Source organism: Rhizobium metallidurans (assembly GCF_014196505.1).
GTDB classification, from domain to species: Bacteria; Pseudomonadota; Alphaproteobacteria; order Rhizobiales; family Rhizobiaceae; genus Rhizobium; species Rhizobium metallidurans.
In genome coordinates, this window is sequence record NZ_JACIDW010000008.1 from 121,428 (window position 1) to 147,806 (window position 26,379).

A 26,379-nucleotide genomic window follows, 5' to 3' on the forward strand; every position below is an offset into this window, starting at 1 on the left:
TGCGCCGGTTGGTTCGCGTTGAATGAGCCTGATCCCCGTCCGCCCTCTCTTCGAAGGCAATCCGGCGCTTGGACGGAATTTCAGGCTGTCGTTCAAGGCGGTCAGGGCAAAGCCTGGCGGAACGCCTCAAATCTCAATTTCTGTTCAAGGCGGCATCGATGACCGATTTCGCGGCTTGAAACGCGGCTTCTATACTCATTTCCGACGTATCAAGCAAGTGCGCGTCTTCGGCTGGTTTCAAAGGGCTGTCGGCCCGTCCCATGTCGCGTTCGTCGCGCCGCTTGACGTCCTCGAAAATCGCCGCGAAATCGGCGGCGATCCCCTTTGCCTTGATCTCGTCGAAACGGCGCCTCGCGCGCACTTCGGCCGATGCAGTCACATAAAGCTTCACGGGTGCCTGCGGGCAGACCACCGTTCCGATGTCGCGCCCGTCGAGCACCGTGCCCGGTGTGCGCTCCGAAAACCTGCGCTGCGCCTCGACCAGCGCGCGGCGCACCGACGGCATTACCGCGATCTTCGAGGCGGCTTCGCCGATCTCGTGCTTCGAGAGGATATCGCGATCGAGGCCGGCGAGTTCAACCTCGCGCGCCATTTTTTCCGCCGTAAGCTCGTCATCGAGCGGCAGCCCGGCGTCGAGCAGCGCCTTGGCGGTGGCGCGGTAGGTCAGGCCGGTGTCGAGATGGTGGAAGCCATAGGTCTCGGCGATGCGGCGCGACAGCGTGCCCTTGCCGGCGGCGGCCGGTCCATCGATGGCAATGACAAAATGGTCTGAACTGGTCGGCATGCTGGTCTTTCTATCCCGCCCGATACTTCCGGGCCTTTTCCGTCGGCCGATATGGATCGGCCGGTGCCTCAACTCTCTTTGTCGGCCTCGGCCAGGCCGCCATAGCGGCGCACGAGATCCGTCATCTCGCCCTGGCCCGCCGTTTCGCCGAGCCCCGCCGCGACACTCGCGCGGTCGGCGATCGGCCGGTTCTGGCTGACCTTCCACTTGCCCTCGATGGCGGTGATCTCGATCTCGACGCCGACGATGCCTTTCATCTGCGCCTTCACGTAGGCCTCCGGCGCATCGCTGACGGCCCATGGCTTTTCACGCGGCGTCTCGTGCTGCGTGGTCAGCGCGGTGATCTGCGCGAGCAGCCAATCCGCGTCCTCGATGACGCGGGCGGCGCCGCGCACCTGTACCACGGCGTAGTTCCATGTCGGCACCACCTTGCCGGTCTCCCGCTTGGTCTCGTACCAGGAGGGCGTGACATAGCTGGCGGCGCCCTGGAAGACGACAAGCAGTTCGGCGCCATCCGCGAGATCGCGCCATTGCGGATTGGCTCTCGCCAGATGCAGCCGGAGCGTTCCCTTCTCGGACGCCGCCGCATCGAGATGAAAGGGCACCGAGTTGGCCATCAGACCGGAGGCGCCCGTCGTGATCAAGAGGCCGAGCGGATGCGCCCTGATCAGCGCGTGCTGGACGCCAAGATCGTCTTCCCTGAAATGCGGTGGCTGATACATGTCGCCCATCCGTCTTGCTGCCGGAACCTGCCGGCGTCACGTTACCCATCGACTATTCGCGGCTCACTAGCACAAACCATTGGCCCGGTCATCCGCCGCGCGGTGCGCGCTTGTCGTGACGGCACATGAAGTTAGGCTTTGACATGGCGGCCCGCAACGATTATGGGGACCGGCTTATAAATTCCGAACAGAACGCCGGTTTCAACGGCATTTGCCGAACTCAGGTTCGGCCATTCTCACGATCACGAGGCTCAACAGTGGCGAAAGCTGAACTTGGAACCAAGCGTACCGATCCGGAAACCGGCAAGAAATTCTACGACCTGAACCGGAACCCGATCGTTTCTCCTTACACGGGCAAGACCTACCCGCTCTCCTTCTTCGTCGAAAGCTCGGCCGCGGCCGCCGCCGAAGCCGCGCAGGAAGAGGAAGAAGTGGCCGAAGTCGATACCGAAAGCACGGAAGTCGAACTGGTCTCGCTCGAGGATGCAGACGGCGATGCATCCGGCGACGATATCCCTGACATGGGCGACGACGACGTCGAAATCGAAGGCGATGACGACGACGATACGTTCCTGGAAGCCGACGAAGACGACGACGATGACGACATGAGCGACATCATCGGCGTGACCGGCGACGAAGAAGACGTCTGATTTCGAACAAGGATCGGCCCGGACGAGAAAAATTCACCGGGCCGATTTTTTAGGCTTGCCATCTGCGAAAACCGCACGTATTAAGCCGCCACTTCCCGAGGACAAGCGCTTCGCGAAGCATCCCAGGCCCGGCACAAACCGGTCCACCCTGATGGGGCTATAGCTCAGCTGGGAGAGCGCTTGCATGGCATGCAAGAGGTCAGCGGTTCGATCCCGCTTAGCTCCACCAAATTTTTCTCTCCGATCTCAAGCGATCCTCAGTGACGCGCAAACAGGCTGCTGCATATCCAAAATAGCAAAATATTCCTTTGCAGCTTATTGCTTTGCTAACCTCCGTGAGCCATATCTCGTTCTAACAAGACCCGCCACGCCTCGGACGAAACTCTGTTTCGAAACTGCGCACCCCGGCGGGTTTCTCTTTTCTGGCGCATAGAATCCACCTATGAAATAGGCATGCGATTCACAAAGCCATCGGTTGCAATTGTCGATCAGCTAGCGCTGCTGCAGGCTAGGGGCATGCTCGTCCCGGATGTTGGCCATGCCCTGCATTGCCTACAGCACATAAGCTACTACCGGCTGCGCGCTTACTGGCTTTCCTTCGAACAAGCCACGCCAGGGTCCGGTGAACACAGGTTCACCCCCGGAACATCTTTCGACGACGTGCTTGCCCTTTATGTATTCGATCGACGCCTTCGCCTGCATGTCATGGACGCCGTCGAACGCGTCGAAGTTTCGTTGCGCGGCAGTTGGGCGCACCATCTGGCAATGAAATATGGCCCGCACGGATATCTTGACCAAGCGATATACGCCCGAGCAGACCACTACGATCGCGCTTGCCAGACGCTCATAAGCGAGATCGGCCGATCAAAGGACACGTTCATCGTTCACTATCTGGACAAATACGATGAACCTCGACACCCACCCATATGGATGATCGCCGAGGTCATTTCCCTCGGGCAGCTTTCCAAATGGTTCAGCAATTTGAAGTTCCGCTCCGATCGACAGGCGATAGCCAAGCCCTATGAGCTCGACGAAAAGGTTCTGATCTCGCTCACGCACCATCTCACCTACATACGCAACATATGCGCGCATCATGGCCGCCTGTGGAACAAGCAATTCACCGTGACCATGATGATGCCAAACTCTCCGGCGCCCCTGCGACTGGCGATCAATCCGGCGTCAGAGCGGCGCATTTACAATACGCTTGCAGCGCTTGGATATTTGATGGGGATCATAGCCCCGGGGACCACATGGCGGCAGCAGTTGGTGGGGCTCGTTGATTCCTGTCCACTTGCCGACGAGGCCGTCATGGGATTTCCGCTGGAATGGCGGAGCCAGCCGGCATGGACCACCCCACCCGCCGCACCGTAGCCTTTGAGTTGACTTGAAATAAAAGCGACGCAACCGACCTTCCGGATCCCACCCATGACACGACAAAGACGACGCCGCATCATTCACACGCGCCGGACGGCGACCGGGCTTGTGCTTGCGGGGGCGATTTCGTTTCTGGCGGGGATGACGGATGCGACGGGGCTGGTCTTGAGCGGCGATTTCGTGTCGTTCATGACCGGGAATACGACGCGCGCGGCACTTTCGCTCGGAGCCGGCAACTTCGGGCATGCGGCCGTGCTGATCACGGCGATCACCGTCTTCGTGCTCGGCAATGCCGCCGGGATCGTGGTTGCGCATTTCGCCGAGCGGCGGGTATTCGCGGTGCTCGGCTGCGTCGGGTTGATGCTGGCGGGCGCCTCGCTGATGAGCGATCCGGGCCTTGCACTGCCCCGCTTCTACCTGATCGTCGCCTCCATGGGGATGGTGAACGCCGCCGTCGAACATATCGAGGGGCTGCCGATCGGGCTCACCTATGTGACCGGAGCGCTGTCGCGTTTCGGACGTGGCATCGGCCGCTTTCTGATCGGCGAACGGCGGTTCGACTGGACGATCCAGATCGTTCCCTGGCTCGGCATGCTGCTCGGCGCCATAGCGGGCGCGCTGCTGACGCAGGCAGCGGGTGCCTCCGCGCTGTGGGTGGTCGCGGCCTTCGCCATGCTGGTCGCGCTGGCCGCTCTCCTGATCCCGAAGCCGCTGCAGCGGCGGTTCAACCAGACCGCCCCGCGCGCGTCGATCCAGCGCGCGAAGTGATCGTCGCACTATCCCGTCCGCGAATCAGCTAGACGTCGTTCCAGAACCGATGCAGCAGCGGAGCGGCCCACGTGTTTATCTTCTCAAAACTCGTCTGGATTTTCGGGCAGCCCCTGTCGCTGGCCTTCCTCCTCGTCGTCGTCGCGCTGATCGCGGGACTGGTCCGCTTTAGGATCATCAGCCTGCTCGCGACCGCCTGTGCCGGCCTCGTGCTCTTCCTCACGCTCTACACGACATCAGGCAACTACCTGCTGCAGGGCCTGGAGGATCGCTTCGCCAAGCCGCAGGATCCCGCCGAACTCACATGCATGATCGTGCTCGGCGGCGGCTTCGAGAACGAGGTCAATACATCCAGGCACGGGATCGAGATGAATGCCGGCGGCGACCGGTTCATCGAGACGCTGCGGCTGGCGCAGAAATATCCGCAGTCGCGCATCCTCGTCTCCGGGGGCGACGGATCGATGTCTGGTGTCTACGAGGGCGACGCGGCCATGGCCGAGCGGTTCTTCCCGCTGTTCGGCGTGGCGAAGGAGCGGCTGGTGCAGGAGACGACCTCGCGAACCACCTTCGAGAACGCCGTCAACACCAAGGATCTCCTCGCAAGCCAGGGGCTTTCCAACTGCCTGCTGATCACCTCGGGCTATCACATGCCGCGTTCGGTCGGGATTTTCCGCAAGCTCGGCATCGACGTCACGCCCTGGCCGACGGACTACAGGACCGACGGTCGCGAGCGGCTGGCGCTCGATTTCACCCAGCCGAGCCGGAACGCGCAGAACATGGCGACGGCGATCCGCGAATGGTTCGGCCTCGTCGGATATTATTTCGCCGGACGCACCTCGGAGCTCTACCCGCGATGAGCTTGGCCTTTTCCCGGCGCGCTATTTCTTGAAAATCGTGACGAACTTGGTGCCGCGCACGCGGGTGGTGATGACGCAGGGATCGGTCTTCGGATCGGCGTTGGGCCGGTCGCAGAAGCGTGGATGCATCTTCATCGCCAGAACCTTGTTGCCGTAGCGCTGCTGGATATCATAGCCGTAGGTCTTGGCGGTGGCGATCATGAAATAGCCGCCCTCGGCAACCTGGAGATAGAAGTTGTTGACGCAGCCGTCCTCGTCGCACTTGGTGCTGCTGCTGCCGTCGCAGGTCATTTTTCCCTCGTTGACGACCACGTCGACGAGCCCGTCATTGTTGATGTCCTGGCGAGTGGCGAAGCCGTCGGAAAAAGAGACCTCGGCGCATTGCTTCTTGAAGTAATCCTTCTCGTAGACCTCCGGGTCGGGAAGCAGCGACTGCTGGGCCTGGGCGGCCGTGGATACGGCCAGGGCCGCAACGAGATTCAAGGCGATCAGCAGCTTTTTCACGGGTTCTCTTTTCGTCGGATAAGGACGTGATTGGCTAGCGAGTTTGGCTGATGCGCCTTGCGCCGCCCTTGCGGCCATGATTATTCGAAGGAAAGATCGCCATTGGAGCACGCAATGTCGCCATTCGTCTATCTCGACTATGCCGGCGTTGCCCTGTTCGCGGCGACCGGCGCGCTTGCCGCATCGCGCAAGCAGCTCGATCTGATCGGCTTTCTGTTCTTCGCGGTCATTACCGGCACAGGCGGCGGCACGGTGCGCGATATCGTTTTGGGCCGGGTGCCGGTATTCTGGGTCCTGAACCCCACCTATATCCTCATCTGCTGCGCGGCAGGCGTCATCGTGTTCTTCACCGCGCATCTGGTGGAATCGCGCTACCGGCTGCTGATCTGGCTCGACGCGGTCGGACTGTCGGCCTATTGCGCCATGGGTGCCGCCAAGGGACTGGCGGCCACCGGCTCGCCGACCATCGCGATCGTAACGGGCACGCTGACGGCGACCTTCGGCGGCGTCCTGCGCGATCTGTTGGCCAACGAACCCTCGGTGCTGCTGAGGCCGGAGATCTACATCACCGCCGCGCTGGTGGGTGCGGCGATCTTCACCGGCGCCACCGAATTCGGGCTACCGCTCTACGCGGCATCGGCCGCCGGCGTGCTGGCGGCCTTCGCGGTGCGCGGCGGGGCGCTTTACTATGGATGGACGTTTCCGACCTACAAGGCAAAGCCCGGCCGGCATCCAGACGACGTCATGTAGAGATATGATGGAGATCAGGCGCGTTGATCAGACGCGCTTGGGACGCAGGCGGATCACCACGTCGACATGGGCGATCTCCATGCCTTCGGGCGGTTCCGGCAGATTGTCGATCGTGAGATTGCTCACCGGAATATCGAGCACGTCGTTGTCGCCTTCCACGAAGAAGTGGTGGTGATCGGAGATGTTGGTGTCGAAGTAGGTCTTGGCGCTTTCGACCGCGAGAACGCGGATCATGCCGGCCTCGGTGAATTGGTGCAGGGTGTTGTAGACGGTGGCGAGCGATACCGGCACGCCGGCGACCACCGCCTCTTCGTGCAGTTCCTCGACGGTCAGATGCCGATCGCCCTTCGCAAAGAGCAGGTCGCCGAGCGCGACGCGCTGACGCGTCGGCCTGAGGCCTGCGCCCCGCAACCTTGCTTCAATGGTGAGAGGGGCTTCAGCCGCCATCAACAACTCCCGCTAATCTAGCGTCCCGCAATCATGTTTCTCCTAAGCCATATAACTTTTGCACGAATGGCTTTCAATAGTTTCAATGGGGACAAGGCGTGTCAAAGCGCCGCAAAATCGGGCTTTTCGCATAATTAGTGCTGGCCCGGGGCTTGGCCTTCCTGTATGCGACCACCAAATAAGGCGCGCAGCCGGTCCTTGGACGTGGGTGAAGCTCAGTCATGCTTATGCTTCATTTTCCGCCGAACTTGGACTAAACGTTCACATCCATCAGCTTAGTTGCGGGGGAATTAGAGTTTTCATGGCGACGAAACAATCCAGCTTCAACTATGAGGAAATCCTGGCCTGCGGCCGCGGCGAGCTTTTCGGCCCCGGCAACGCGCAGCTTCCTCTGCCGCCAATGCTCATGGTTCACCGCATCACCGACATCTCCGAGACGGGCGGCGCCTTCGACAAGGGCTATATCCGCGCCGAGTACGACGTGAAGCCTGACGATTGGTATTTCCCCTGCCACTTCCAGGGCAACCCGATCATGCCCGGCTGCCTCGGCCTCGACGGCATGTGGCAGCTGACGGGCTTCTTCCTCGGCTGGCTCGGCGAGCCCGGCCGCGGCATGGCGCTGTCAACCGGCGAAGTGAAGTTCAAGGGCATGATCCGCCCGACCACGAAGCTGCTCGAATACGGCATCGACTTCAAGCGCGTCATGCGCGGCCGCCTGGTGCTCGGCACCGCCGACGGCTGGCTGAAGGCCGATGGCGAAACCATCTACCAGGCCACCGACCTGCGCGTCGGCCTGTCCAAGGACAAAGACGCCTGATTGCACCGGGCATCGCTGCCCGGTTTCCAAGTTAGAAAAAACGAAAAGGTCGAAACACATGAGACGGGTAGTTGTCACGGGTCTGGGCGTCGTTTCCTCGATCGGCAATGATGCCGCCGAGGTCACTGCGTCGCTGCGCGATGCCAAGTCCGGCATTTCCTTTTCCAACGACTTCGCCGAGCACGGCTTCAAGTGCCAGGTCTGGGGTCGTCCCTCGCTCGATCCGACGGATCTGGTCGATCGCCGCGCCATGCGCTTCCTGTCGCAGGGCGGCGCCTGGAACCATGTCGCGATGAAGCAGGCGCTGGCCGATTCCGGCCTCGAGGAAAAGGACTACAGCGAAAACGAGCGCACCGGCATCATCATGGGCTCGGGTGGTCCTTCGACGCGCACGCTGATCGAAGCCGCCGAGATCACCATCAAGAACAACAGCCCGAAGCGCATCGGCCCGTTCGCCGTGCCGAAGGCCATGTCGTCCACCGCCTCGGCCACGCTCGCGACCTGGTTCAAGATCCACGGCGTCAACTACTCGATCTCGTCGGCCTGCTCGACCTCGGCGCATTGCATCGGCAACGCCGCCGAGATGATCCAGTGGGGCAAGCAGGACATCATGTTCGCCGGCGGCCACGAGGATCTCGACTGGACGATGTCGAACCTGTTCGACGCCATGGGCGCCATGTCCTCGAAGTACAACGACACGCCCGAGACCGCATCGCGCGCCTATGACGCAACCCGCGACGGCTTCGTGATTGCCGGCGGCGCCGGCGTTCTGGTTCTCGAGGAGCTGGAACACGCCAAGGCGCGCGGCGCCAAGATCTACGCCGAAATCGTCGGCTATGGCGCCACATCCGACGGCTACGACATGGTCGCGCCTTCGGGCGAAGGCGCCATCCGCTGCATGCGCCAGGCGCTCTCGACGGTGAAGGGCGATGTCGACTACGTCAACACGCACGGCACTTCGACGCCTGTCGGCGACAGCAAGGAAATCGGTGCGATCCGCGAAGTGTTCGGCAACAAGATCCCGCACATCCAGTCCACCAAGTCGCTGACCGGCCACTCGCTGGGCGCCGCCGGCGTGCAGGAATCGATCTATTCGCTGCTGATGATGCAGGCCGGTTTCATCGGCGAAAGCGCTCACATCACCGAGCTCGACCCCGAGTTCGACGGCGTGCCGATCGTGCGCAAGCGCATCGACGACGCCAAGATCGACATCGCGCTTTCCAACTCCTTCGGCTTCGGCGGCACCAACGCCACGCTCGTCTTCCAGCGCTACAACGGATAACACCATGACGGGAATCATGCAGGGTAAGCGCGGGCTTATCATGGGTGTCGCGAACAACCACTCCATCGCCTGGGGCATTTCCAAGGCGCTGGCGGCACAGGGCGCGGAACTTGCCTTCACTTACCAGGGCGACGCACTCGGCAAGCGCGTCAAGCCGCTTGCCGCCGAAGTCGGCTCCGATTTCGTGCTGCCCTGCGACGTCGAGGATATCGCTTCCGTCGACGCCACGGTGGATGCGATCAAGGAACGCTGGGGCACGCTCGACTTCGTCGTGCACGCCATCGGCTTCTCCGACAAGAACGAGCTCAAGGGCCTTTACGCCGACACCACGCGCGAGAATTTCAGCCGCACGATGGTGATCTCCTGCTTCTCGTTCACCGAGATCGCCAAGCGCCTGGCGCCTTTGATGACCGAAGGCGGCTCGATGCTGACGCTGACCTACAACGGCTCGACGCGCGTCATTCCGAACTACAACGTCATGGGCGTCGCCAAGGCGGCACTCGAGGCCTCCGTGCGCTATCTGGCAGCCGACTACGGCCCGCGCGGCATTCGCGTCAACGCGATCTCCGCCGGCCCGATCCGCACGCTCGCCGGCGCCGGCATTTCGGACGCCCGCGCCATCCTGTCGTGGAACCAGCAGAATTCGCCGCTGCGCAAGACCGTGACGATCGATCACGTCGGCAACTCGGCCCTCTACCTGCTCTCCGACATGGCGGCAGGCGTCACTGGCGAAATCCACTTCGTCGACGCCGGCTTCAACATCACCTCGATGCCGGCGCTCGATGCGCTGCGCAAGGCGGACGCCGAGTAAGCGGCAGCCAGCCAGAACCGAATACAAGGCCATGCGCATTATATTGCGCATGGCCTTTTTATTTTATTGTTCCCGTATTATCTTCGGACGACCGGGGAGCAATGGATGGAACGGAACAGTTACAGGATCATTGCCCGGCTGAAGCGCGAGGGTTTTGAGATCGTGTCGATCAAAGGCTCGCATCACAAACTCCGCAAGGGGTCGCAGACGATTATCGTCCCGCATCCCAAGAAGGACTTGCCGACAGGCACCGCTCTGGCGATTGCAAAGCAGGCCGGATGGGTGTGAGGGAGAGATAGATGAAATACTTCATTGCGCTCGTGCACAAGGAACCAGACAGCGCCTTCGGCGTCAGCTTCCCCGATCTGCCGTCCGTATTCTCCGCAGCCGACGTCGAGGACGACTTGACCGTCAATGCGATCGAAGCCCTGCGGCTGTGGGCGGAAGATGAGGTTTTGCCGACACCATCGTCCTTCGACGAGATCAGCGCGCGGCCGGAGGTGCGAAGCGAGCTTGCGTCAGGCGCCTTCCTGACACGGATTCCGTTTATCGAGGATACGACGCGGACCGTTCGTGCCAACGTCACCTTCGACAAGGGCATGCTCGACGCGATCGACGCGGCGGCAAAGGAGCGCGGTCTCACGCGCTCGGCCTTCCTTGCGAGCGCCGCCCGCAAGGAAATAGAAGCGGCCTGAGCCGCTTATTTCTTCGCCCACAAGACCTTGAAGCGGGCGTTTCGGCAGGTTTCACCGCTTTCGCGGAAGCTCCCGGCCAGGACCGGCTCGTAGGGCAGGCCGCGATTGGCGACGACAAGCAGGCGGCCGCCGGAGCGGAGCGAAGCTGCCGCCGTCTTGATCATCGCCTGGCCGAGCGCCGGATCGGCGGCGTGGCTTTCGTGGAAGGGCGGGTTCATGATAACGAGGTCGTACTTGTCCTTGACCTGTTCGCCCGCCAGATCGTGCCAGAAGAAGCGTGTCGGCACATTCGGGCAGTTCTCCTCGATGTTGGCCTTCGCGGCCTCCAGAGCGGCGTAATTCGCCTCGTAGAGGTCGAGGCGGCTGACACCGGGGGAGCGCTCGGCCATCTCGACGGAGAGATAGCCCCAGCCGGCGCCGAAATCGGCGACGTCGCCGGTGAAATCGACCGGCAGGCGCGAGGCGAGCAGCTCGGAGCCATCATCGATGCGGTCGTGCGAGAACATGCCGGCGGCTGCCTCGAAGCGGCCGTCGACGCGCACAGCGGGCTTGGCGAACTTGGCGACGATTTCGGACGGATCGGCGGGCGCGCCGAACCAGAAGGCGACGCCGTGGTACTTCGGCATGTGCTCGAGCGACAGGCCGAAGGCTTCCATGCGCTTGCGCAGCGGCTGGATGCCGTCTTCCTTGCCGCCGGCGACGACGACGAGACCACCCATCTTCACGCGGGTGAGTGCTTCGGCGATATTCGCCTCGTTCTCGCCCTTGTGCTTGTTGCAGAGAACCAGAACGGCATCGTAGTCCTCGCCTTCGACCTCAGGCGTGGTTTCGATGCGCTGGGCAAGCAGTTGCCGGTACAGCGGCCGAAAGCCCTGTACGGCGCTCAGCGCGGCGGCAAAGCCCTGAGGAAGGGCGAAGCCCGCCTCGGCGCCGAGGAAGAGCACGCGCTCGCCCTCGCCGGGCGCCTCGACGGTGCCGCTTACAAAGGGGTGGAACAGTGTCTTCAGCGTCTCGCTGCTCATGGCTCTATCTCGTGCTTGAATACAAAAAGGGCGCGGAAATTACCCCGCGCCCATGAAGTCTAGGGAAGGCGCAGCTTACTCGGCTGCTTCTTCCTTCTTCTTGTCGGCAGGGATTTCCTGTCCGGTCGCCTGGTCGACAACCTTCATCGACAGGCGGACCTTGCCGCGCTCGTCGAAGCCGAGGAGCTTGACCCAAACCTTCTGGCCTTCCTTGACGACGTCCTGGGTCTTGGCAACACGCTCGGAAGCGAGCTGCGAGATGTGGACGAGGCCGTCGCGGGCGCCGAAGAAGTTGACGAAGGCGCCGAAGTCGGCGGTCTTGACGACCGTGCCTTCGTAGATCACGCCGATTTCAGGCTCGGCAACGATCGAGTGGATCCACTTGCGGGCCGCTTCGATTTCCTTGCCCGAGGAAGATGCGATCTTCACGGTGCCGTCGTCTTCGATGTTGATCTTGGCGCCGGTCTTTTCGACGATTTCGCGGATGACCTTGCCGCCGGAGCCGATGACTTCACGGATCTTGTCGACCGGGATGTTCATGACTTCGATGCGCGGAGCGAATTCGCCGAGCTGCGAGCGGCCTTCGGAGATCGCCTTCGACATTTCGCCGAGGATGTGCGTACGACCGCCCTGTGCCTGGCCGAGAGCGACCTTCATGATCTCTTCGGTGATACCGGCGATCTTGATGTCCATCTGCAGCGAGGTGATGCCGTCGGCGGTACCTGCAACCTTGAAGTCCATGTCGCCGAGGTGGTCTTCGTCGCCGAGGATGTCGGAGAGAACGGCGAAGCGGTCACCTTCGAGGATCAGGCCCATGGCGATACCGGCAACCGGCTTGGCGAGCGGAACGCCGGCGTCCATCAGAGCGAGCGAGGTGCCGCAGACGGTTGCCATCGAGGACGAGCCGTTGGACTCGGTGATCTCGGAGACGACGCGCAGCGTGTAGGGGAACTGTTCAGCCGACGGAAGCATTGGACGGATAGCGCGCCAAGCGAGCTTGCCGTGACCGATTTCGCGGCGGCCCGGGGAGCCCATGCGGCCGGTTTCGCCAACGGAGTAGGGAGGGAAGTTGTAATGGAGCAGGAAGCGCTCCTTGTACATGCCCGTCAGGCTGTCGACGTACTGTTCGTCTTCGCCGGTGCCGAGCGTGGCAACGACGATCGCCTGCGTTTCACCGCGGGTGAAGAGAGCGGAACCGTGGGTGCGCGGCAGGAGGCCAACTTCCGATACGATCGGGCGAACGGTCTCGAGGTCGCGGCCGTCGATGCGGCTCTTGGTGTCGAGGATGTTCCAGCGAACGATCTTGGCCTGCAGGTGCTTGAAGATCGCGCCGATGACTTCGGCGGTGTACTTCGGCTCTTCGCCCTCAGGGAAGAAGTGGGCCTTGACCTTTGCCTTGACGGCGTCGACGGCAGCGTAGCGCTCGGCCTTCTGCGTGTTCTTGTAGGCGGTGCGCAGCTCGGCTTCGAAGTGCTTCAGCATTTCGGCTTCGAGTTCGGAGAAGTCTTCCGGCTGGAAGTCGCGCGGCTCCTTGGCAGCCACTTCGGCGAGCTTGATGATCGCGTCGAGAACCGGCTGGAAACCACGATGGCCGAACATGACGGCGCCGAGCATGACTTCTTCGTTGAGTTCCTTGGCTTCCGATTCAACCATCAGAACGGCGTCGTGCGTACCGGCGACGACGAGGTCGAGGATCGACTCGTCCATCTCGTCGAGATGCGGGTTCAGAACGTATTCGCCATTGATGTAGCCGACGCGCGCGCCGCCGACCGGGCCCATGAAGGGAACGCCTGACAGCGTCAGAGCGGCAGAAGCGGCAACCATGGACAGAACGTCGGGGTTGTTTTCCAGATCGTGCTGGATAACCGTGACGACGACCTGCGTGTCGTTCTTGTAGCCTTCAGGGAAGAGCGGGCGGATCGGGCGGTCGATCAGGCGCGAAACCAGCGTTTCGTTTTCCGACGGACGGCCTTCGCGCTTGAAGTAGCCGCCGGGGATCTTGCCGGCCGCGTAGGTCTTTTCCTGGTAGTTGACGGTCAGCGGAAAGAAGTCCTGGCCCGGCTTCGGCGCCTTGGCGGAAACGACGGTGGCGAGAACCACGGTTTCGCCGTAGGTCGCGAGAACGGCGCCGTCAGCCTGACGGGCGATCTTGCCGGTTTCGAGCTTCAGCGGGCGGCCTGCCCACTCGATTTCCACGGAATGAGTGTCGAACATATGTCTTGTCCTTCAATGCGGAGGCGCGCCATTGGCCCTGGGCCACGGCGCAGACGACCGCAATTGTTGATGACGCATCATGGGCAAGACAACGGGAGGCTTTGCATCGTCGGCTCTCTCGGAGAAAGAGCCGGGCCAAGGTGTGCGCCTTGGCCGAAAGCATCCGGCAATCCTGCCCCATGACAGGTCAACGGTTGGTTTTGCGGATCCGGCCCATCCGGGTCCGCGGGCAGTCCCGCAAACGCCTATGGCGGATTGCGGTTTGGAGAAACGTTCCCCGGAAACAAATGCGGCGGGCGTCCACAAGGAGCGCCCGCCGGCAAAGCCTTAGCGGCGGATACCCAGGCTGGTGATCAGCTTGGTGTAACGGCCTTCGTTCTTCTTCTTGAGGTAGTCAAGAAGCGAGCGGCGGCTCGAAACCATCGTCAGCAGGCCACGGCGGGAATGGTTATCCTTCTTGTGGCCCTTGAAGTGTTCCGTGAGGTTGTTGATGCGCTCGGTGAGGATCGCAACCTGGACTTCCGGCGAACCGGTGTCGCCTTCGAACGTTGCGTATTCCTTGATAAGTGCCGTCTTGCGCTCAGCAGTAATCGACATCGGATGTTCCTTTCGATGAGAGGAGATAAGGTCGCCAAAAGCCGGGATGTCGTCCAGCTTTGGCCGCGAAGGCATTCAAGCAAAGCCTGATGCTGGCGCTGCCTATACAATATCCGACGGGTGAAGGGAAGAGCGGAGTTTTAACCGCCGCCTTACCGATCCGGAGCCGCGATCAAAAAGACAGGATCGCACAAAATCCTGGTTGCGCGGGCAGAGCGATCGACTATCACTTGCGCCAGCCAAGTCTGTTTCCAGAAAGGAATTTGCGTGAAACTCTTTTATGCCCCCGGCGCCTGCTCCATGGCATCCCACATCGTCCTTCATGAAATCGGCAAGCCTTTCGAGATCGAGAAGGTCAGCACCAAGACGAAGGTCACAGAGAACGGCGGCGACTTCTGGGCGATCAACCCCAAGGGCGCCGTGCCGGCTCTTCAGCTCGACGGCGGCGAAGTCCTGACCGAAGGTCCGGCGATCCTGCAATATGTCGCAGACAGCAACGGCGCCACCGAACTCTCCCCTCCGACCGGCACGCTTGCACGCGCCCGCGTTCAGGAAATGCTGAGCTTCGTCGGCTCCGAATTGCACAAGTCGTTCATCCCGCTCTTCCAGCCCGGCAAGACGGATGCCGAGAAGGACGCGACGCGCGAGGCGCTGCAGAAGAAGTTCGCGTGGCTGGAATCGCTTTTGGCCGACGGCCGTGCCTACCTGACCGGCCCGACCTTCACTGTTGCCGACGCCTATGCCTTCGTCGTGACCAACTGGTCGAACCTGACCGGCGTTTCGCTCGATGCCTTGCCTAAGCTGAAGGACTACATGGCGCGCGTTGCGGCCCGTCCGTCGGTACAGGCGACCATGAAGGCCGAGGGCTTGATCTAATTCACGAAATGCGCGCGGTTCAGACCGCGCGCATTGACGTTTATCCGAAGACGCGCTTCGGGCGGAATTCGCCCTGGCCGATTTCGCCGATGGCGATCAGCTTGCCGCGGGCCGTGGCATAGGCTTCGCTTTCTTCCACCGGCGCATCGCGGCCGCGCACCAGGATGGGGTTGCCCATCTTCAGGCGGTGGGCCTGGTCGTCGTTGACGATCAGATGCGGCAGCGAGGAGAGCGCCTCGCTGGTATCGATCAGAAGCGCATCGAGTGCCGCCAGCCGTTCCTCGTCATCCTGAATTTCCTCCAGCGCGACGAGTTCCGCGAGCGGAATCATCGTCTCTTCGGCAAACGGCGCCACGAAGCTGCGGCGCAGGCCGGAGATGTGGCCGAAGCAGCCGAGATCGCGACCGAAATCGCGGGCGAGCGCACGGACATAGGTGCCCTTGCCGCACTCGACTTCGAAATGCGCGGTGCTTTCGTTCTCGCATTCGAGCAGCGTCAGGCGATAGATCTCGACCTCACGCGACGGGATTTCGACCGTCTCACCCTCGCGGGCGAGATCATAGGCGCGCTCGCCTGCGATCTTGATGGCGGAGAACTGCGGCGGGACCTGGCTGATGACGCCGGTGTAGTTCGGCAGCAGCGCCAGGATCTCGTCTTCGGTCGGTCGCTTGTCGGAGCTCTCGATAACCTCGCCCTCGAGGTCGTCTGTCGAGCGCTGCTCGCCCCAGGTCACGGTGAATTCGTAAATCTTGCGGCCGTCCATGACGTAGGGAACGGTCTTGGTCGCATCGCCGAGCGCGATCGGCAGCATCCCCGAAGCCAGCGGATCGAGCGTGCCGGCATGGCCGCATTTCTGCGCCTTGAACAGCCACTTGATCTTGGAGACGGCTTCGGTCGAGCCAAAGTCGACAGGCTTGTCAAGGATAAGCCAGCCCGAGATCGGGCGGCCTTTGGGCTTGCGTGGTTTGGACATAAGGCTCTTCTGTTACTTTTCGTCGGTATCGCCGTCCTCGAGGTCGCGCATGACCTCGGGCGAGCGCAGCAGCTCGTCGATCTTCTTGTAATTGTCGAAGCTCGTATCGTCGCGGAAGCGGATCTCGGGCATGAATTTCATCTGCCTGAGATGCGGGCCGAGACGGCCGCGGATGAATTTGGCGTGGCGGTTGAGCGCCGTGATGACCGTCTCGTGATCCGACACGCCGAGCGGCGTGATGAAGGCGGTCGCGACCTTGAGGTCGGTCGACATGCGCACTTCGGACACGGAAATGACGGTCTTTTCCAGGAGGTCGTCGCGCACTTCACCGCGCTGCAGGACCTGGGTGATCGCGGCGCGCACCTGCTCGCCGACGCGCAGCATGCGCTGCGACTGTGCTGTCGAGGTTTTCGTTGCCATTGTTCTTTGCCTCAAAAGGTTCGGGCGCCGGCCTCATATGATCCGGCGCCCGTCCACAATTCCAGTCTCGCACGATCAGAGCGTACGGGTGATATGCTCGACGCGGAAGCATTCGATGACATCGCCCGCGCGGATGTCTTCGTAGTTCTCGAAGGCCATGCCGCATTCCTGACCGACAGGAACTTCCGATACTTCGTCCTTGAAGCGCTTGAGCGTCTTGAGCTTGCCTTCGTGGATGACGACGTTGTCGCGGATGAGGCGGACGCCAGCACCACGTTCGACCTTGCCTTCGGTGACGCGGCAACCCGCGACCTTGCCGGTCTTGGTGATGTTGAACACCTCGAGGATCTCGGCATTGCCGAGGAAGGTTTCGCGGCGCTCCGGCGTGAGCAGACCCGACATCGCCGCCTTCACGTCATCCACCAGATCGTAGATGATGTTGTAGTAGCGGATCTCGATGCCGGCGCGCTCGGCGGCGACACGTGCCTGTGCGTTGGCACGGACGTTGAAGCCGATGATCGCGGCGTCGGAGGATTCGGCAAGCGCCAGATCCGATTCCGTGATGGCACCGGCGCCCGAATGGACGATGCGTGCCCGCACTTCGTCGGTGCCGAGCTTGTCGAGAGCACCGATGATCGCTTCGATGGAACCCTGCACGTCGCCCTTGATGAGCAGCGGGAATTCCTTGAAGCCGGTGTTCTGCAGCTTGCTCATCATCTGTTCGAGCGAACCGCGCTGGCCGGTCTGGCGGGCAACCGCCTTGTCGCGGGCCAGACGCTGGCGATATTCGGAAATCTCGCGAGCACGGCTCTCGTTTTCGACGACGGCGAACTTGTCACCAGCAGCCGGCGTGCCGGACAGGCCGAGCACTTCGACCGGCATGGCCGGACCCGCTTCCTTGACATGGTCGCCCTTGTCGGTGACGAGCGCGCGAACGCGACCCCACTGATCGCCGGCAACGATGATCTGGCCGGGCTTCAGCGTGCCCTTCTGGACGAGAACGGTCGCAACCGCGCCACGACCACGGTCGAGCTGGGCTTCGATCACGATACCTTCGGCGGTGCGCGTCGGGTCGGCCTTGAGGTCGAGGATTTCGGCCTGCAGGAGGACGGCTTCGAGCAGCTTGTCGAGGTTGGTCTTGTTCTTCGCCGACACTTCGACGTCGAGCACTTCACCGCCGAGCGATTCAACGAAGACTTCGTGCTGCAGAAGCTGCTGACGGACCTTGTCCGGGTTGGCTTCGTGCTTGTCGATCTTGTTGATCGCCACGATGATCGGAACACCGGCCGCCTTGGCATGGCTGATGGATTCGATCGTCTGCGGCATGACGCTGTCGTCGGCCGCGACCACGAGGATCGCGATATCGGTTGCCTGCGCGCCACGGGCACGCATGGCCGTGAAGGCGGCGTGGCCGGGGGTGTCGATGAAGGTGATCTTCTGGCCGTTCTGTTCGACCTGATAGGCACCGATGTGCTGGGTGATGCCACCGGCTTCGCCCGAGACGACGTTTGCCTGACGGATGGCGTCGAGCAGCGAGGTCTTGCCGTGGTCGACGTGACCCATGATGGTGACGACTGGCGGACGCGAAACCATTTCGCCGGCATCGTCGGCCCGGTCGAAGATACCTTCTTCAACGTCGGATTCCGAAACGCGCTTGACGGTGTGGCCGAATTCGCCGGCAATGAGTTCAGCGAGGTCGGCGTCGATGACGTCGCCCGGCTTCATCATCTGGCCTTCCTTCATCAGGTACTTGATGACGTCGACGGCGCGTTCGGACATGCGCTGCGACAGTTCCTGAATGGTGATGGTCTCAGGCAGGATGACTTCGCGGACAACCTTTTCGCGGGTTTCCTGGATCTGGCTGCGGCGGAACTTCTCCTGGCGACGGCGCATGGCGGCCATCGAGCGGCCACGGTTGTTGCCGTCGTCATCCGTGCTGGCAGCCGTGATCGTCAGCTTGCCCTGGCGGCGACCATCGTCACCCTTCGGACGCGCGGTAACCGGCTTTGCCGGTTCCGGACGCACGACGCGGCCACGCGCCGGAGCGCCACCGCGCGGCGCACCGCGATCATCGTCTTCATTCTCGCGGCGACGGACGCCGGGAGCGCCGGCGGGTGCAGCGCCTGGAGCCGGGCGGGCAGCCGACGGTGCGTCGGTGCGGCGTACGGCCGGTGCGGCGGCCTGCGGGCGCGGAGCTTCGGCAGCGGCCGGGGCGGCGGGTGCCGGCGGAGCGGCGGCGGCTTCAGCGGCGCGTGCGGCTTCCTCTGCGGCAAGGCGCTTGGCTTCCTCGGCGGCAGCGGCCTGGCGGACGATCTCTTCGGCGGCGCGGCGCTTTTCTTCCTCGGCGCGGCGAACCGCATCCTCGGCATCGCGAACCTGGGCCATGGCGAGCGCACGGCGGCGCGCGTCCATTTCTTCCGGCGACAGATGGTTCAGAACCACCGGACGCGGACGATCCTGCTGGCGCGGCGCCTGGGAAGGCTGCTGCGGACGGTTATACTGCTGGCCGCTCGGCTGGTTGTAGCGCTGCGGCTGCTGGGGCTGCGTCGGACGGGTCTGGACAGGCGCCGGCGCGGGCGCAGGCGCCGCCGACTGTGCGGCAGGCGCGGAGGCGGGCTCGGCGGCGCGGGCGGGCGCTGCCGGTGCCGTCACCGGGGTGATCGGGCGCTGTTCGTCTTCGGGGCGCATCGGGCGCCGCTTGCGGGTTTCGACAACGACCGCCTTGGTGCGACCGCGGCCCATATCCTGGCGCACGGTGCCCTGGCTTACGCCCGACGGTTTCAGGGTCAGAGTCTTCTTGCCCGGGCCGTTCAGTGTCTTGTCGTCATTGCTATCGGTCATTCGTTCCCGTTCCTTCGGACAGGGAGCGATGACGTCATCAGGCCCTGTCAATCAAGTAATGTCGATCAATGATACCGGGTCCGGACAAGTCCGGTGACCGTATCATTGTTTTTGCCGGCCAGCGCCGCCCGCTGCCCGGGACTGACCGCCGTTGCGGTACTGTTCGAGCATCTTTGCGCGCTTCACTACACCCTCACCCGCCTGCCCTGCAAGCACTGCAGCATGGATAAAAGCGTTCTGACCCATCAGGCCTTCCATTTCGCTCTCCGAGAAGAGTCGGTAGGAAGGTATTTCCTCCTCGGTCTCCATTCCGAGGTGCCAGGCCTTGCGAGCCTGGTCGATCTTTCTCACGCCGTCGGCCGCCGCGTCCGTTGCATGGAACACGGCAAGGGCCGCTCCGCTGCGGATCGCGGCATCCACCTTCGAGGCGCCGGTGATGAACTGTCCGGCCTTGCGGGCCATGTTCATCATCTGCATCAGTTGCTGCATCAGCAGCTTGTCGACGGTTTCACCGAGATCGGCGGCCGCCTTCACATCCGTTTTCAGGGCGCGGGCGAAGGATTTCTTCGCCACCGCCTTGTCGACCAGAGCGCGGTCGATCTTCACCCAGCAGCCGCGACCCGGAAGCTGACGCTTCAGGTCGGCCACCACCGTCCCATCGGGAGCGGCGACGAAGCGGATCAGCTCATCCGGCGATCCGCTTTCGCGCGTCACGATGCACATGCGACCATTCACGTCATAACCTGCAAGATCGTCGTCCTCAGGAGAAACGGTCGGCTCACGCGCAGACATTAAACTTCCTGCTCGGCCTCGGGAGCTTCTTCAGCTTCCGCTTCCTTCGCAAGGTCCTCTTCGGTGATCCAGCCAGCCGCGAGGCGGGCCTGGACGACCATCTGTTCGGCTTCGACGCGCGAAACGTCGAACTTCGAGAACAGGCCCTCGAACTTCTTGGTTTCGCCGTTCTTGCGCTCGCTCCAGCCGACGAGATCGTCGGCTGCGCAGCCGGCGAAGTCTTCCATGGTCTTGATGCCGTCCTCACCGAGGGCAACCATCATCTGGGCGGTCATGCCGTCGATGCCACGCAGTTCGTCGGAAACACCGAGCGCCTTGCGCTTCTCGTCCATCTCGGCTTCGAGCTTTTCGAGATATTCGCGGGCGCGGGTCTGGATTTCCTGTGCGGTGTCTTCGTCGAAACCGTCGATCGAGGCGATTTCGTCGAGTTCGACGTAAGCCAGCTCTTCAACGGCGGCGAAGCCTTCGGAGGCCAGAACCTGGCCGACCATTTCGTCGACGTCGAGCGAATCCATGAACAGGTTGGTGCGCTCGTTGAATTCCTTCTGACGGCGCTCCGATTCCTCGGCTTCCGTCATGATGTCGATATCCCAGCCGGTCAGCTGCGATGCGAGGCGAACGTTCTGGCCGCGGCGGCCGATGGCCAGCGACAGCTGCTCGTCCGGAACCACGACTTCGATGCGCTCGGCATCCTCATCGAGAACGACCTTGGCGACTTCAGCCGGCTGCAGGGCGTTGACGACGAAGGTCGCCGGGTCCTGGCTCCACGGAATGATGTCGATCTTTTCGCCCTGGAGCTCGCCGACAACGGCCTGAACGCGCGAACCACGCATACCGACGCAGGCTCCAACAGGATCGATCGAGCTATCGTTCGAGATCACGGCGATCTTGGCGCGCGAACCCGGATCGCGGGCAACCGACTTCACCTGGATGATGCCGTCGTAGATTTCCGGCACTTCCATGGTGAAGAGCTTGACCATGAACTGCGGATGCGTGCGCGACAGGAAGATCTGCGGGCCGCGCTGTTCACGACGTACGTCATATACGTATGCACGGACGCGATCGCCATAGCGGACGTTTTCGCGCGGGATCATTTCGTCGCGGCGGATGATGCCTTCGCCACGGCCGAGATCGACGATGACGTTGCCGTATTCGACGCGCTTGACGGTGCCGTTGACGATTTCGCCGACGCGATCCTTGAATTCATCGAACTGGCGATCACGTTCGGCTTCGCGAACCTTCTGGACGATGACCTGCTTGGCGGACTGGGCGGCGATACGGCCGAAATCCATCGGCGGCAGCGGATCGGCGATGAAATCGCCAAGGGCTGCGTCCGGGTTGCGGTCGCGGGCCAGTTCGAGCGGGATCTGCGTCGAGTAGTCCTCGGCAGCCTCGACAACCTCGAGAAGACGCTGAAGGCGGATTTCGCCGGTCTTCGGGTTGATGTCGGCGCGGATGTTGGATTCAGTGCCGTAGCGCGAGCGCGCCGCCTTCTGGATCGCGTCCGCCATCGCGGCGAGCACGATCTCGCGGTCGATGACCTTTTCGCGGGCGACTGCATCTGCGATCTGCAGAAGTTCGAGCCGGTTCGCACTGACTGCCATGTGTTTTGTCTCCGTCTAGGCGTCCAGGCTTTCCCTTGCCCGGCGCCACAAGTTGATCGGTTTATTCTTCGTCTTCCGCTTCGTTCTGGTTCGCGGCCTCTGCCTTCGCCAGCTTGTCGGCGCGCAGGGCATCACGGATCAGATCGTCGGTCAGAATGAGTTTCGCATCGGCAAGCGCCGTGAACGGAATGACGATCGCCTTTTCCTCACCGGCCGGAGCCTCGTCACGCTCGAGCGTGAAGCCATCGACGTCGCTGGAAACGATCTTGCCGCGGAAACGCTTGCGACCACCGACAATTATCGAGGTCTCGCACTTCAGCAGATGGCCCTGCCAGCGCACGAAATCGGACTTGCGCACCATCGGGCGATCGATGCCGGGCGACGACACTTCCAGATGATACTCTTTATCGATCGGATCTTCCACATCGAGAACCGGAGAAACGGCCACCGAGACCTCCTCGCAGCCTTCGACGTCCATGGTTCCATCGTTGCGCTCGGCCATGATCTGCATGGTGGCGCCGTTCTGGTTGAGCATGCGCACGCGGATCAGGCGATAGCCGAGGTCGATGAGGACGGGCTCGATGATGGCGGCCAGGCGCTGGTCGAGGCCAGTCTCGGTGATCAGCCGCGGCTCAAGTTCATTGTCTGCGTTCGTCGAATCCGACAAGCGATGCGCTCCTAAGCGATATTTTCGGGCGATCGCGGTAATAAAAAAGAGCGGGTCCTTGCGGCCCACTCCTCATCAATGCGATCAAGATTTGAGAGCCATATAGGCCCGTTTCCGCGAAATTGCAAGCTCCATCGGCGGTGCGGCGCGGTCGTGGCGGGCGGGCGGTGGCCTTGATCGCCGTTTCGCTTATATAGCTTGCCGCAGCGCATGGCATTCGACGGAGGAATCGTGGCCTATACATCATCGACACTGGCACCGCTCAGGCACGAGACCTACCGCACCATCTGGTTCGCCAGCATCGCCTCCAATTTCGGCGGGTTGATCCAGGCGGTGGGTGCCGCATGGATGATGACCATGATCACCGCCTCGGGCGACATGGTGGCGCTGGTGCAGACCTCCACGGCGCTGCCGATCATGCTCTTCTCGCTGGTCTCGGGCGCGCTGGCCGACAGCTTCGACCGGCGGCGGGTGATGCTGACGGCGCAGTGTTTCATGCTGGCGGTCTCGGCGCTGCTCAGCGTCTTCGCCTTCCTGGGGATTCTCTCTCCCTGGCTGCTCCTGTTCTTCACCTTCCTGCTCGGCTGCGGCACGGCGCTCAACAATCCCTCCTGGCAGGCCTCGGTGGGCGACATGGTTCCGCGCGCCGATCTTCCCGGCGCCGTCACCTTGAACAGCGTCGGCTTCAACATTACCCGCAGCGTCGGGCCGGCGATCGGCGGCATCATCGTCGCGGCGGCGGGTGCGGCAGCGGCCTTCGCCGTCAACACGATGAGCTACTTCGCGCTGATCTACGCGCTGTTGCGCTGGAAGCCGACCTACCCCGCGACGACACTGCCGCGCGAGGCGCTCGGCAGCGCCATCTTCGCCGGGCTGCGCTACATCTCCATGTCGCCCAACCTGCAGAAAGTCATGCTGCGCGGGCTGATCTTCGGCATCAGCGCCAGCTCGATCCTCGCGCTCCTGCCGATCGTGGCGCTGGAACTGGTGGTCGGCGGCCCCCTCACCTACGGCCTGATGCTCGGCTCCTTCGGCATCGGCGCCATCGGCGGCGCGGTGCTGAACGCAAGGCTGCGCGAGCGCTTTTCCAGCGAGACGATCGTGCGCCTGTCGTTTGCCGGCTTCGCGCTCAGCGCCGTCATCGCCGCCTTCAGCCCGATTTCGGCGCTGACCTGCGCGGGGTTGGTGATCTCGGGAGCCTGCTGGGTGCTGGCGCTGTCGCTGTTCAACACGATCGTGCAGCTCTCGACGCCACGCTGGGTGGTCGGCCGGGCGCTTTCGCTTTATCAAACCGTGACCTTCGGCGGGATTGCCGGCGGCAGCTGGATCTGGGGCATCGCCGCCGACAATTACGGCGTCGCCAACGCGCTGCTCCTGTCGGCCGGCGTCATGCTTTTCGGTATCGTCATCGGGCTGAAATTCGCCATGCCGGCCTTCGCCTCGCTCAACCTCGATCCGCTCAACCGCTTCACGGAGCCCTCGCTCGGGCTCGACATCACGCCACGCAGCGGGCCCGTCGTCATCCAGGTCGATTACGAGATCGACGACAGCGACGTGCCGGAATTCCTGATGCTGATGGGCGAGCGGCGGCGCATCCGCATCCGCGACGGCGCACGCAACTGGGCGCTGATGCGCGACCTGGAGAAGCCCGGCTCATGGACCGAGACCTACCACACGCCGACCTGGGTCGAATATATCCGCCACAACCAGCGGCGAACCCAGGTGGACGGCGAAAACACCGACCGGCTAAGGGCGCTGCATCGTGGCGAGGCGGGACCGCATGTGCACCGGATGATCGAGCGGCAGGCCATTCCGCCGAGCGACGACCTGTTCTTCAAGGCGCATATCGACCTGCATCATTGATGCTTAGTTGAGCTTGCCGATCATTTGCGCCTCGGGATAGCAGGTCGGCTTCATGCCGCTCTTTTCCTGCCACTGGCCGATGGAGCGGCGCGTCTTGTAGCCGGGCAGGCCATCGGAACCGCCGACGTCGTAGCCCTTCTTCTCCAGCGCCCTCTGCATGGTGGCGACATCGGAGCGCAGCATCTTGCCGACATCGCCCCAGGCACCCTGGAATGCGCCGGAGCCATAGGCGATCCGATCGGCGAGGTTGCCGATGTAGAGCGCATAGAGATCGGAATTGTTGTATTCCTTGATGACGTAGAAATTCGGCGTCACCAGGAATTCCGGGCCGTCGCGGCCGGCCGGCACCATCATCATGCCCTTGGCGTTCATCTCCCTGGACGGGAAGGCCTTGCCGGATATGCCGCTGATGCCGAGCGCGGCCCACTGGGCGATCGGCCTGCCGAGATCGGGGCCCTCCTGCGCGCAGGAGACGTTTTCGGGGATGGTCACCTCGTAGCCCCAGCCGCGATCGCGCTGCCAGCCCTTCTTGACCAGAAAATTGGCGATCGAGGCCAGCGTATCGGGAACCGAGGTCCAGATGTTGCGGTGACCGTCGCCATCGATATCGACGGCGTATTTGAGGTAGCTGGTCGGCATGAACTGCGGCTGGCCGAGCGCGCCCGCCGACGATCCCTTGAAATCGGCGGCGCTGACGTCGCCGCCATCGATGATATGCAGGCCGGCGATCAGTTCAGTGCGGAACATTTCCTTGCGGGTGGACATGAAGGCCTTGGTGGCCAGCACCTCGATGCCCGAATTCGGGATCTTGGCGGCGCCGAAGCCAGTCTCGCGGCCCCAGATGGCGAGCACGATCGAGCCGGGCACGCCATAGGTCTTCTCGATCTTCTTCAGCGTCGAGGCGTATTGCGTCTGGAACGTGCGGCCGGTGACGGCCAGGCGCTTCAGCCGGTCATCGTTGAAATAGGGTGCCGGCGAGGAAAACTCGGCCTGCGTCTGCTTCTGCTCCTTCGGCGGCGGGAAGCCGGGAGGGGCGAGGTCGTTCAGCGACCAGTCGAGTTCGACGCCCGCGAATGCTTCCTTGAAGGTCTTTTCCGAAATGCCGCTCTTTTGCGCTTCCGGCCACAGGTCAGTCTGAACCCAGCGCTCGAACTGCGCTTCGACTTCGGCTTTCGATGGGGCGGCCTGGGCGATGGTGGTGGTGGCGAGGAGGGTGAGGAGGAGGGCAAAAACTCGCCTTCCCTTCTCCCCGACGGGGAGAAGTGCCGAGCGTAGCGAGGCGATGAGGGGGGCTCTGAGCGTAAGCAAAGAGCGACCTGAGCAAGCGCGAAGGGCAATGAGCGTCTTCGCGAGCCGCCCCCTCATCCGCCCTTCGGGCACCTTCTCCCCGCTGGGGAGAAGGGAAAGACCGCTTCGCAACATCACATCTCCCCTCATATCGTCGTCCGCGCCCGAAGCGCCGCCGTCAGCGTGCCCTCGTCGAGATAATCGAGCTCGCCGCCGACAGGCACGCCATGCGCCAGTCGCGTGATCTTCACATCGAGCCCGGCCAGCTGGTCGGTTATATAGTGTGCTGTGGTTTGTCCCTCGACGGTGGCGTTGACGGCGATGATCAGTTCCTTGATGCCGCCGGCCGTGACGCGCTCGATCAGGCCCTTGATGTTGAGATCATCCGGGCCGACGCCATCGAGCGGCGACAGCGTGCCGCCGAGCACGTGATAGGCCGCGTTCAAAGCCGCCGCACGTTCGAGCGCCCAGAGATCGGAGACATCCTCGACGACGATGATGACGGACTGGTCGCGGCGGTCGTCGGTGCAGACGGTGCAGGGGTCGGAGGTATCGACATTGCCGCAGCGCGAGCAGATCTTGACCTTGTCATGCGCCTCGCCCATCGCGCTTGCCAGCGGCCCGAGCAGCTGATCCTTCTTCTTGATCAGATGAAGCGCGGCGCGGCGCGCGGAGCGTGGGCCGAGGCCCGGCACCTTCGCCAGCAACTGGATGAGTTTTTCGATTTCGGGGCCGGTGACTCGCTTTGCCATATCGGGTTCT

At 62.7% G+C, this 26,379-nt stretch carries 27 protein-coding genes and 1 tRNA gene; 13 read left to right on the plus strand and 15 right to left on the minus strand.

From position 1 onward, the window contains the following. Nucleotides 1–133: 133 nt before the first annotated feature. Together cmk and GGQ67_RS14120 are read right to left on the minus strand one after the other, a co-directional pair. Nucleotides 134–784, minus strand: a complete 651-nt coding sequence (gene cmk / locus GGQ67_RS14115; RefSeq protein ID WP_183900783.1) for a (d)CMP kinase — start codon at nucleotides 782–784, stop codon at nucleotides 134–136. A gap of 68 nt (nucleotides 785–852) precedes the next feature. Beyond that, the gene (locus tag GGQ67_RS14120; protein WP_183900784.1) at nucleotides 853–1,506 is read right to left on the minus strand and encodes an FMN-binding negative transcriptional regulator; all 654 of its coding nucleotides are present in this window, start codon (nucleotides 1,504–1,506) and stop codon (nucleotides 853–855) included. Between the two features lie 257 nt (nucleotides 1,507–1,763). On the opposite strand from GGQ67_RS14120, the gene GGQ67_RS14125 reads away from it, so the two are divergent. The 5 genes from GGQ67_RS14125 to GGQ67_RS14145 all read left to right on the plus strand — a co-directional run bounded on the left by GGQ67_RS14125 (nucleotide 1,764) and on the right by GGQ67_RS14145 (nucleotide 5,155). Next, nucleotides 1,764–2,156: a TIGR02300 family protein gene (locus GGQ67_RS14125; protein ID WP_018899129.1), complete on the plus strand. Its 393-nt coding sequence runs from the start codon at nucleotides 1,764–1,766 to the stop codon at nucleotides 2,154–2,156. A 153-nt stretch (nucleotides 2,157–2,309) separates the two neighbouring features. Further along, a tRNA-Ala gene (locus GGQ67_RS14130) sits at nucleotides 2,310–2,385 on the plus strand. A gap of 224 nt (nucleotides 2,386–2,609) precedes the next feature. After that, nucleotides 2,610–3,527, plus strand: coding sequence for an Abi family protein (locus GGQ67_RS14135; protein WP_183900785.1), 918 nt, complete (start codon nucleotides 2,610–2,612; stop codon nucleotides 3,525–3,527). A gap of 54 nt (nucleotides 3,528–3,581) precedes the next feature. Further along, on the plus strand, nucleotides 3,582–4,298 hold the full coding sequence (locus tag GGQ67_RS14140) for a YoaK family protein (RefSeq protein WP_183900786.1): 717 nt from the start codon (nucleotides 3,582–3,584) through the stop codon (nucleotides 4,296–4,298). Nucleotides 4,299–4,369: 71 nt separating this feature from the next. Further along, on the plus strand, nucleotides 4,370–5,155 hold the full coding sequence (locus GGQ67_RS14145) for an ElyC/SanA/YdcF family protein (RefSeq protein ID WP_183900787.1): 786 nt from the start codon (nucleotides 4,370–4,372) through the stop codon (nucleotides 5,153–5,155). 21 nt (nucleotides 5,156–5,176) lie between these two features. Here the strand turns inward: GGQ67_RS14145 and GGQ67_RS14150 are convergent, their stop codons facing one another. After that, nucleotides 5,177–5,659 carry a hypothetical protein gene (locus GGQ67_RS14150; protein ID WP_183900788.1) on the minus strand — a complete coding sequence of 161 codons (483 nt, stop codon included), beginning with the start codon at nucleotides 5,657–5,659 and terminating at the stop codon, nucleotides 5,177–5,179. A 114-nt stretch (nucleotides 5,660–5,773) separates the two neighbouring features. Here GGQ67_RS14150 and GGQ67_RS14155 point away from each other — a divergent pair, with 114 nt between their 5' ends. Beyond that, entirely contained in the window at nucleotides 5,774–6,409 is a 636-nt protein-coding gene (locus tag GGQ67_RS14155; protein WP_183900789.1) for a trimeric intracellular cation channel family protein, read from the plus strand. Between the two features lie 27 nt (nucleotides 6,410–6,436). On the opposite strand, the gene irrA is transcribed toward GGQ67_RS14155, so the two are convergent. Beyond that, the gene (gene irrA / locus GGQ67_RS14160; RefSeq protein ID WP_183900790.1) at nucleotides 6,437–6,856 is read right to left on the minus strand and encodes an iron response transcriptional regulator IrrA; all 420 of its coding nucleotides are present in this window, start codon (nucleotides 6,854–6,856) and stop codon (nucleotides 6,437–6,439) included. A 301-nt stretch (nucleotides 6,857–7,157) separates the two neighbouring features. On the opposite strand from irrA, the gene fabA reads away from it, so the two are divergent. The 5 genes from fabA (at nucleotide 7,158) to GGQ67_RS14185 (ending at nucleotide 10,461) form a co-directional block, all read left to right on the plus strand. Further along, nucleotides 7,158–7,673 (plus strand): 3-hydroxyacyl-[acyl-carrier-protein] dehydratase FabA, encoded by a 516-nt coding sequence (fabA, locus tag GGQ67_RS14165; protein ID WP_183900791.1) that lies wholly within the window; start codon nucleotides 7,158–7,160, stop codon nucleotides 7,671–7,673. Nucleotides 7,674–7,731: 58 nt separating this feature from the next. Beyond that, nucleotides 7,732–8,955, plus strand: a complete 1,224-nt coding sequence (fabB, locus tag GGQ67_RS14170; RefSeq protein ID WP_018899122.1) for a beta-ketoacyl-ACP synthase I — start codon at nucleotides 7,732–7,734, stop codon at nucleotides 8,953–8,955. A 4-nt stretch (nucleotides 8,956–8,959) separates the two neighbouring features. Then, a complete protein-coding gene (fabI, locus tag GGQ67_RS14175) occupies nucleotides 8,960–9,766 on the plus strand; it encodes an enoyl-ACP reductase FabI (RefSeq protein ID WP_183900792.1) in 807 nt (268 codons plus the stop codon). Between the two features lie 105 nt (nucleotides 9,767–9,871). Beyond that, nucleotides 9,872–10,054, plus strand: coding sequence for a type II toxin-antitoxin system HicA family toxin (locus GGQ67_RS14180; protein WP_037186908.1), 183 nt, complete (start codon nucleotides 9,872–9,874; stop codon nucleotides 10,052–10,054). Nucleotides 10,055–10,065: 11 nt separating this feature from the next. Then, nucleotides 10,066–10,461 (plus strand): type II toxin-antitoxin system HicB family antitoxin, encoded by a 396-nt coding sequence (locus GGQ67_RS14185; RefSeq protein ID WP_183900793.1) that lies wholly within the window; start codon nucleotides 10,066–10,068, stop codon nucleotides 10,459–10,461. A gap of 5 nt (nucleotides 10,462–10,466) precedes the next feature. Here GGQ67_RS14185 and GGQ67_RS14190 read toward each other — a convergent pair whose 3' ends face one another. The 3 genes from GGQ67_RS14190 to rpsO all read right to left on the minus strand — a co-directional run bounded on the left by GGQ67_RS14190 (nucleotide 10,467) and on the right by rpsO (nucleotide 14,294). After that, nucleotides 10,467–11,483, minus strand: coding sequence for a class I SAM-dependent methyltransferase (locus GGQ67_RS14190; protein WP_183900794.1), 1,017 nt, complete (start codon nucleotides 11,481–11,483; stop codon nucleotides 10,467–10,469). Nucleotides 11,484–11,558: 75 nt separating this feature from the next. Then, nucleotides 11,559–13,697 carry a polyribonucleotide nucleotidyltransferase gene (gene pnp, locus GGQ67_RS14195; RefSeq protein ID WP_183900795.1) on the minus strand — a complete coding sequence of 713 codons (2,139 nt, stop codon included), beginning with the start codon at nucleotides 13,695–13,697 and terminating at the stop codon, nucleotides 11,559–11,561. 327 nt (nucleotides 13,698–14,024) lie between these two features. After that, nucleotides 14,025–14,294, minus strand: a complete 270-nt coding sequence (rpsO, locus tag GGQ67_RS14200; protein WP_026283114.1) for a 30S ribosomal protein S15 — start codon at nucleotides 14,292–14,294, stop codon at nucleotides 14,025–14,027. A 267-nt stretch (nucleotides 14,295–14,561) separates the two neighbouring features. On the opposite strand from rpsO, the gene gstA reads away from it, so the two are divergent. Beyond that, nucleotides 14,562–15,170, plus strand: coding sequence for a glutathione transferase GstA (gene gstA, locus GGQ67_RS14205; RefSeq protein ID WP_183900796.1), 609 nt, complete (start codon nucleotides 14,562–14,564; stop codon nucleotides 15,168–15,170). 40 nt (nucleotides 15,171–15,210) lie between these two features. On the opposite strand, the gene truB is transcribed toward gstA, so the two are convergent. The 6 genes from truB to rimP form a co-directional block, all read right to left on the minus strand. Continuing rightward, on the minus strand, nucleotides 15,211–16,143 hold the full coding sequence (truB, locus tag GGQ67_RS14210) for a tRNA pseudouridine(55) synthase TruB (protein WP_183900797.1): 933 nt from the start codon (nucleotides 16,141–16,143) through the stop codon (nucleotides 15,211–15,213). 12 nt (nucleotides 16,144–16,155) lie between these two features. Then, on the minus strand, nucleotides 16,156–16,563 hold the full coding sequence (gene rbfA / locus GGQ67_RS14215; protein WP_018899114.1) for a 30S ribosome-binding factor RbfA: 408 nt from the start codon (nucleotides 16,561–16,563) through the stop codon (nucleotides 16,156–16,158). 75 nt (nucleotides 16,564–16,638) lie between these two features. Then, the gene (gene infB, locus GGQ67_RS14220; protein WP_183900798.1) at nucleotides 16,639–19,404 is read right to left on the minus strand and encodes a translation initiation factor IF-2; all 2,766 of its coding nucleotides are present in this window, start codon (nucleotides 19,402–19,404) and stop codon (nucleotides 16,639–16,641) included. Nucleotides 19,405–19,506: 102 nt separating this feature from the next. Then, nucleotides 19,507–20,196 (minus strand): RNA-binding protein, encoded by a 690-nt coding sequence (locus GGQ67_RS14225; RefSeq protein WP_183900799.1) that lies wholly within the window; start codon nucleotides 20,194–20,196, stop codon nucleotides 19,507–19,509. Then, nucleotides 20,196–21,800, minus strand: coding sequence for a transcription termination factor NusA (gene nusA, locus GGQ67_RS14230; protein ID WP_018899111.1), 1,605 nt, complete (start codon nucleotides 21,798–21,800; stop codon nucleotides 20,196–20,198). The genes GGQ67_RS14225 and nusA overlap by 1 nt, the downstream gene beginning before the upstream one ends. Nucleotides 21,801–21,861: 61 nt before the next feature. Continuing rightward, nucleotides 21,862–22,467: a ribosome maturation factor RimP gene (rimP, locus tag GGQ67_RS14235; protein ID WP_047506543.1), complete on the minus strand. Its 606-nt coding sequence runs from the start codon at nucleotides 22,465–22,467 to the stop codon at nucleotides 21,862–21,864. Between the two features lie 210 nt (nucleotides 22,468–22,677). Between rimP and GGQ67_RS14240 the strand changes: the two genes are divergently transcribed. Then, nucleotides 22,678–24,330 carry an MFS transporter gene (locus GGQ67_RS14240; RefSeq protein WP_183900800.1) on the plus strand — a complete coding sequence of 551 codons (1,653 nt, stop codon included), beginning with the start codon at nucleotides 22,678–22,680 and terminating at the stop codon, nucleotides 24,328–24,330. 3 nt (nucleotides 24,331–24,333) lie between these two features. On the opposite strand, the gene GGQ67_RS14245 is transcribed toward GGQ67_RS14240, so the two are convergent. Then, complete coding sequence (locus GGQ67_RS14245) at nucleotides 24,334–25,638, minus strand: lytic murein transglycosylase (protein WP_246400183.1); 1,305 nt, start codon at nucleotides 25,636–25,638, stop codon at nucleotides 24,334–24,336. A 125-nt stretch (nucleotides 25,639–25,763) separates the two neighbouring features. After that, the gene (gene recR, locus GGQ67_RS14250) at nucleotides 25,764–26,369 is read right to left on the minus strand and encodes a recombination mediator RecR (protein ID WP_183900801.1); all 606 of its coding nucleotides are present in this window, start codon (nucleotides 26,367–26,369) and stop codon (nucleotides 25,764–25,766) included. Nucleotides 26,370–26,379: the final 10 nt, after the last annotated feature.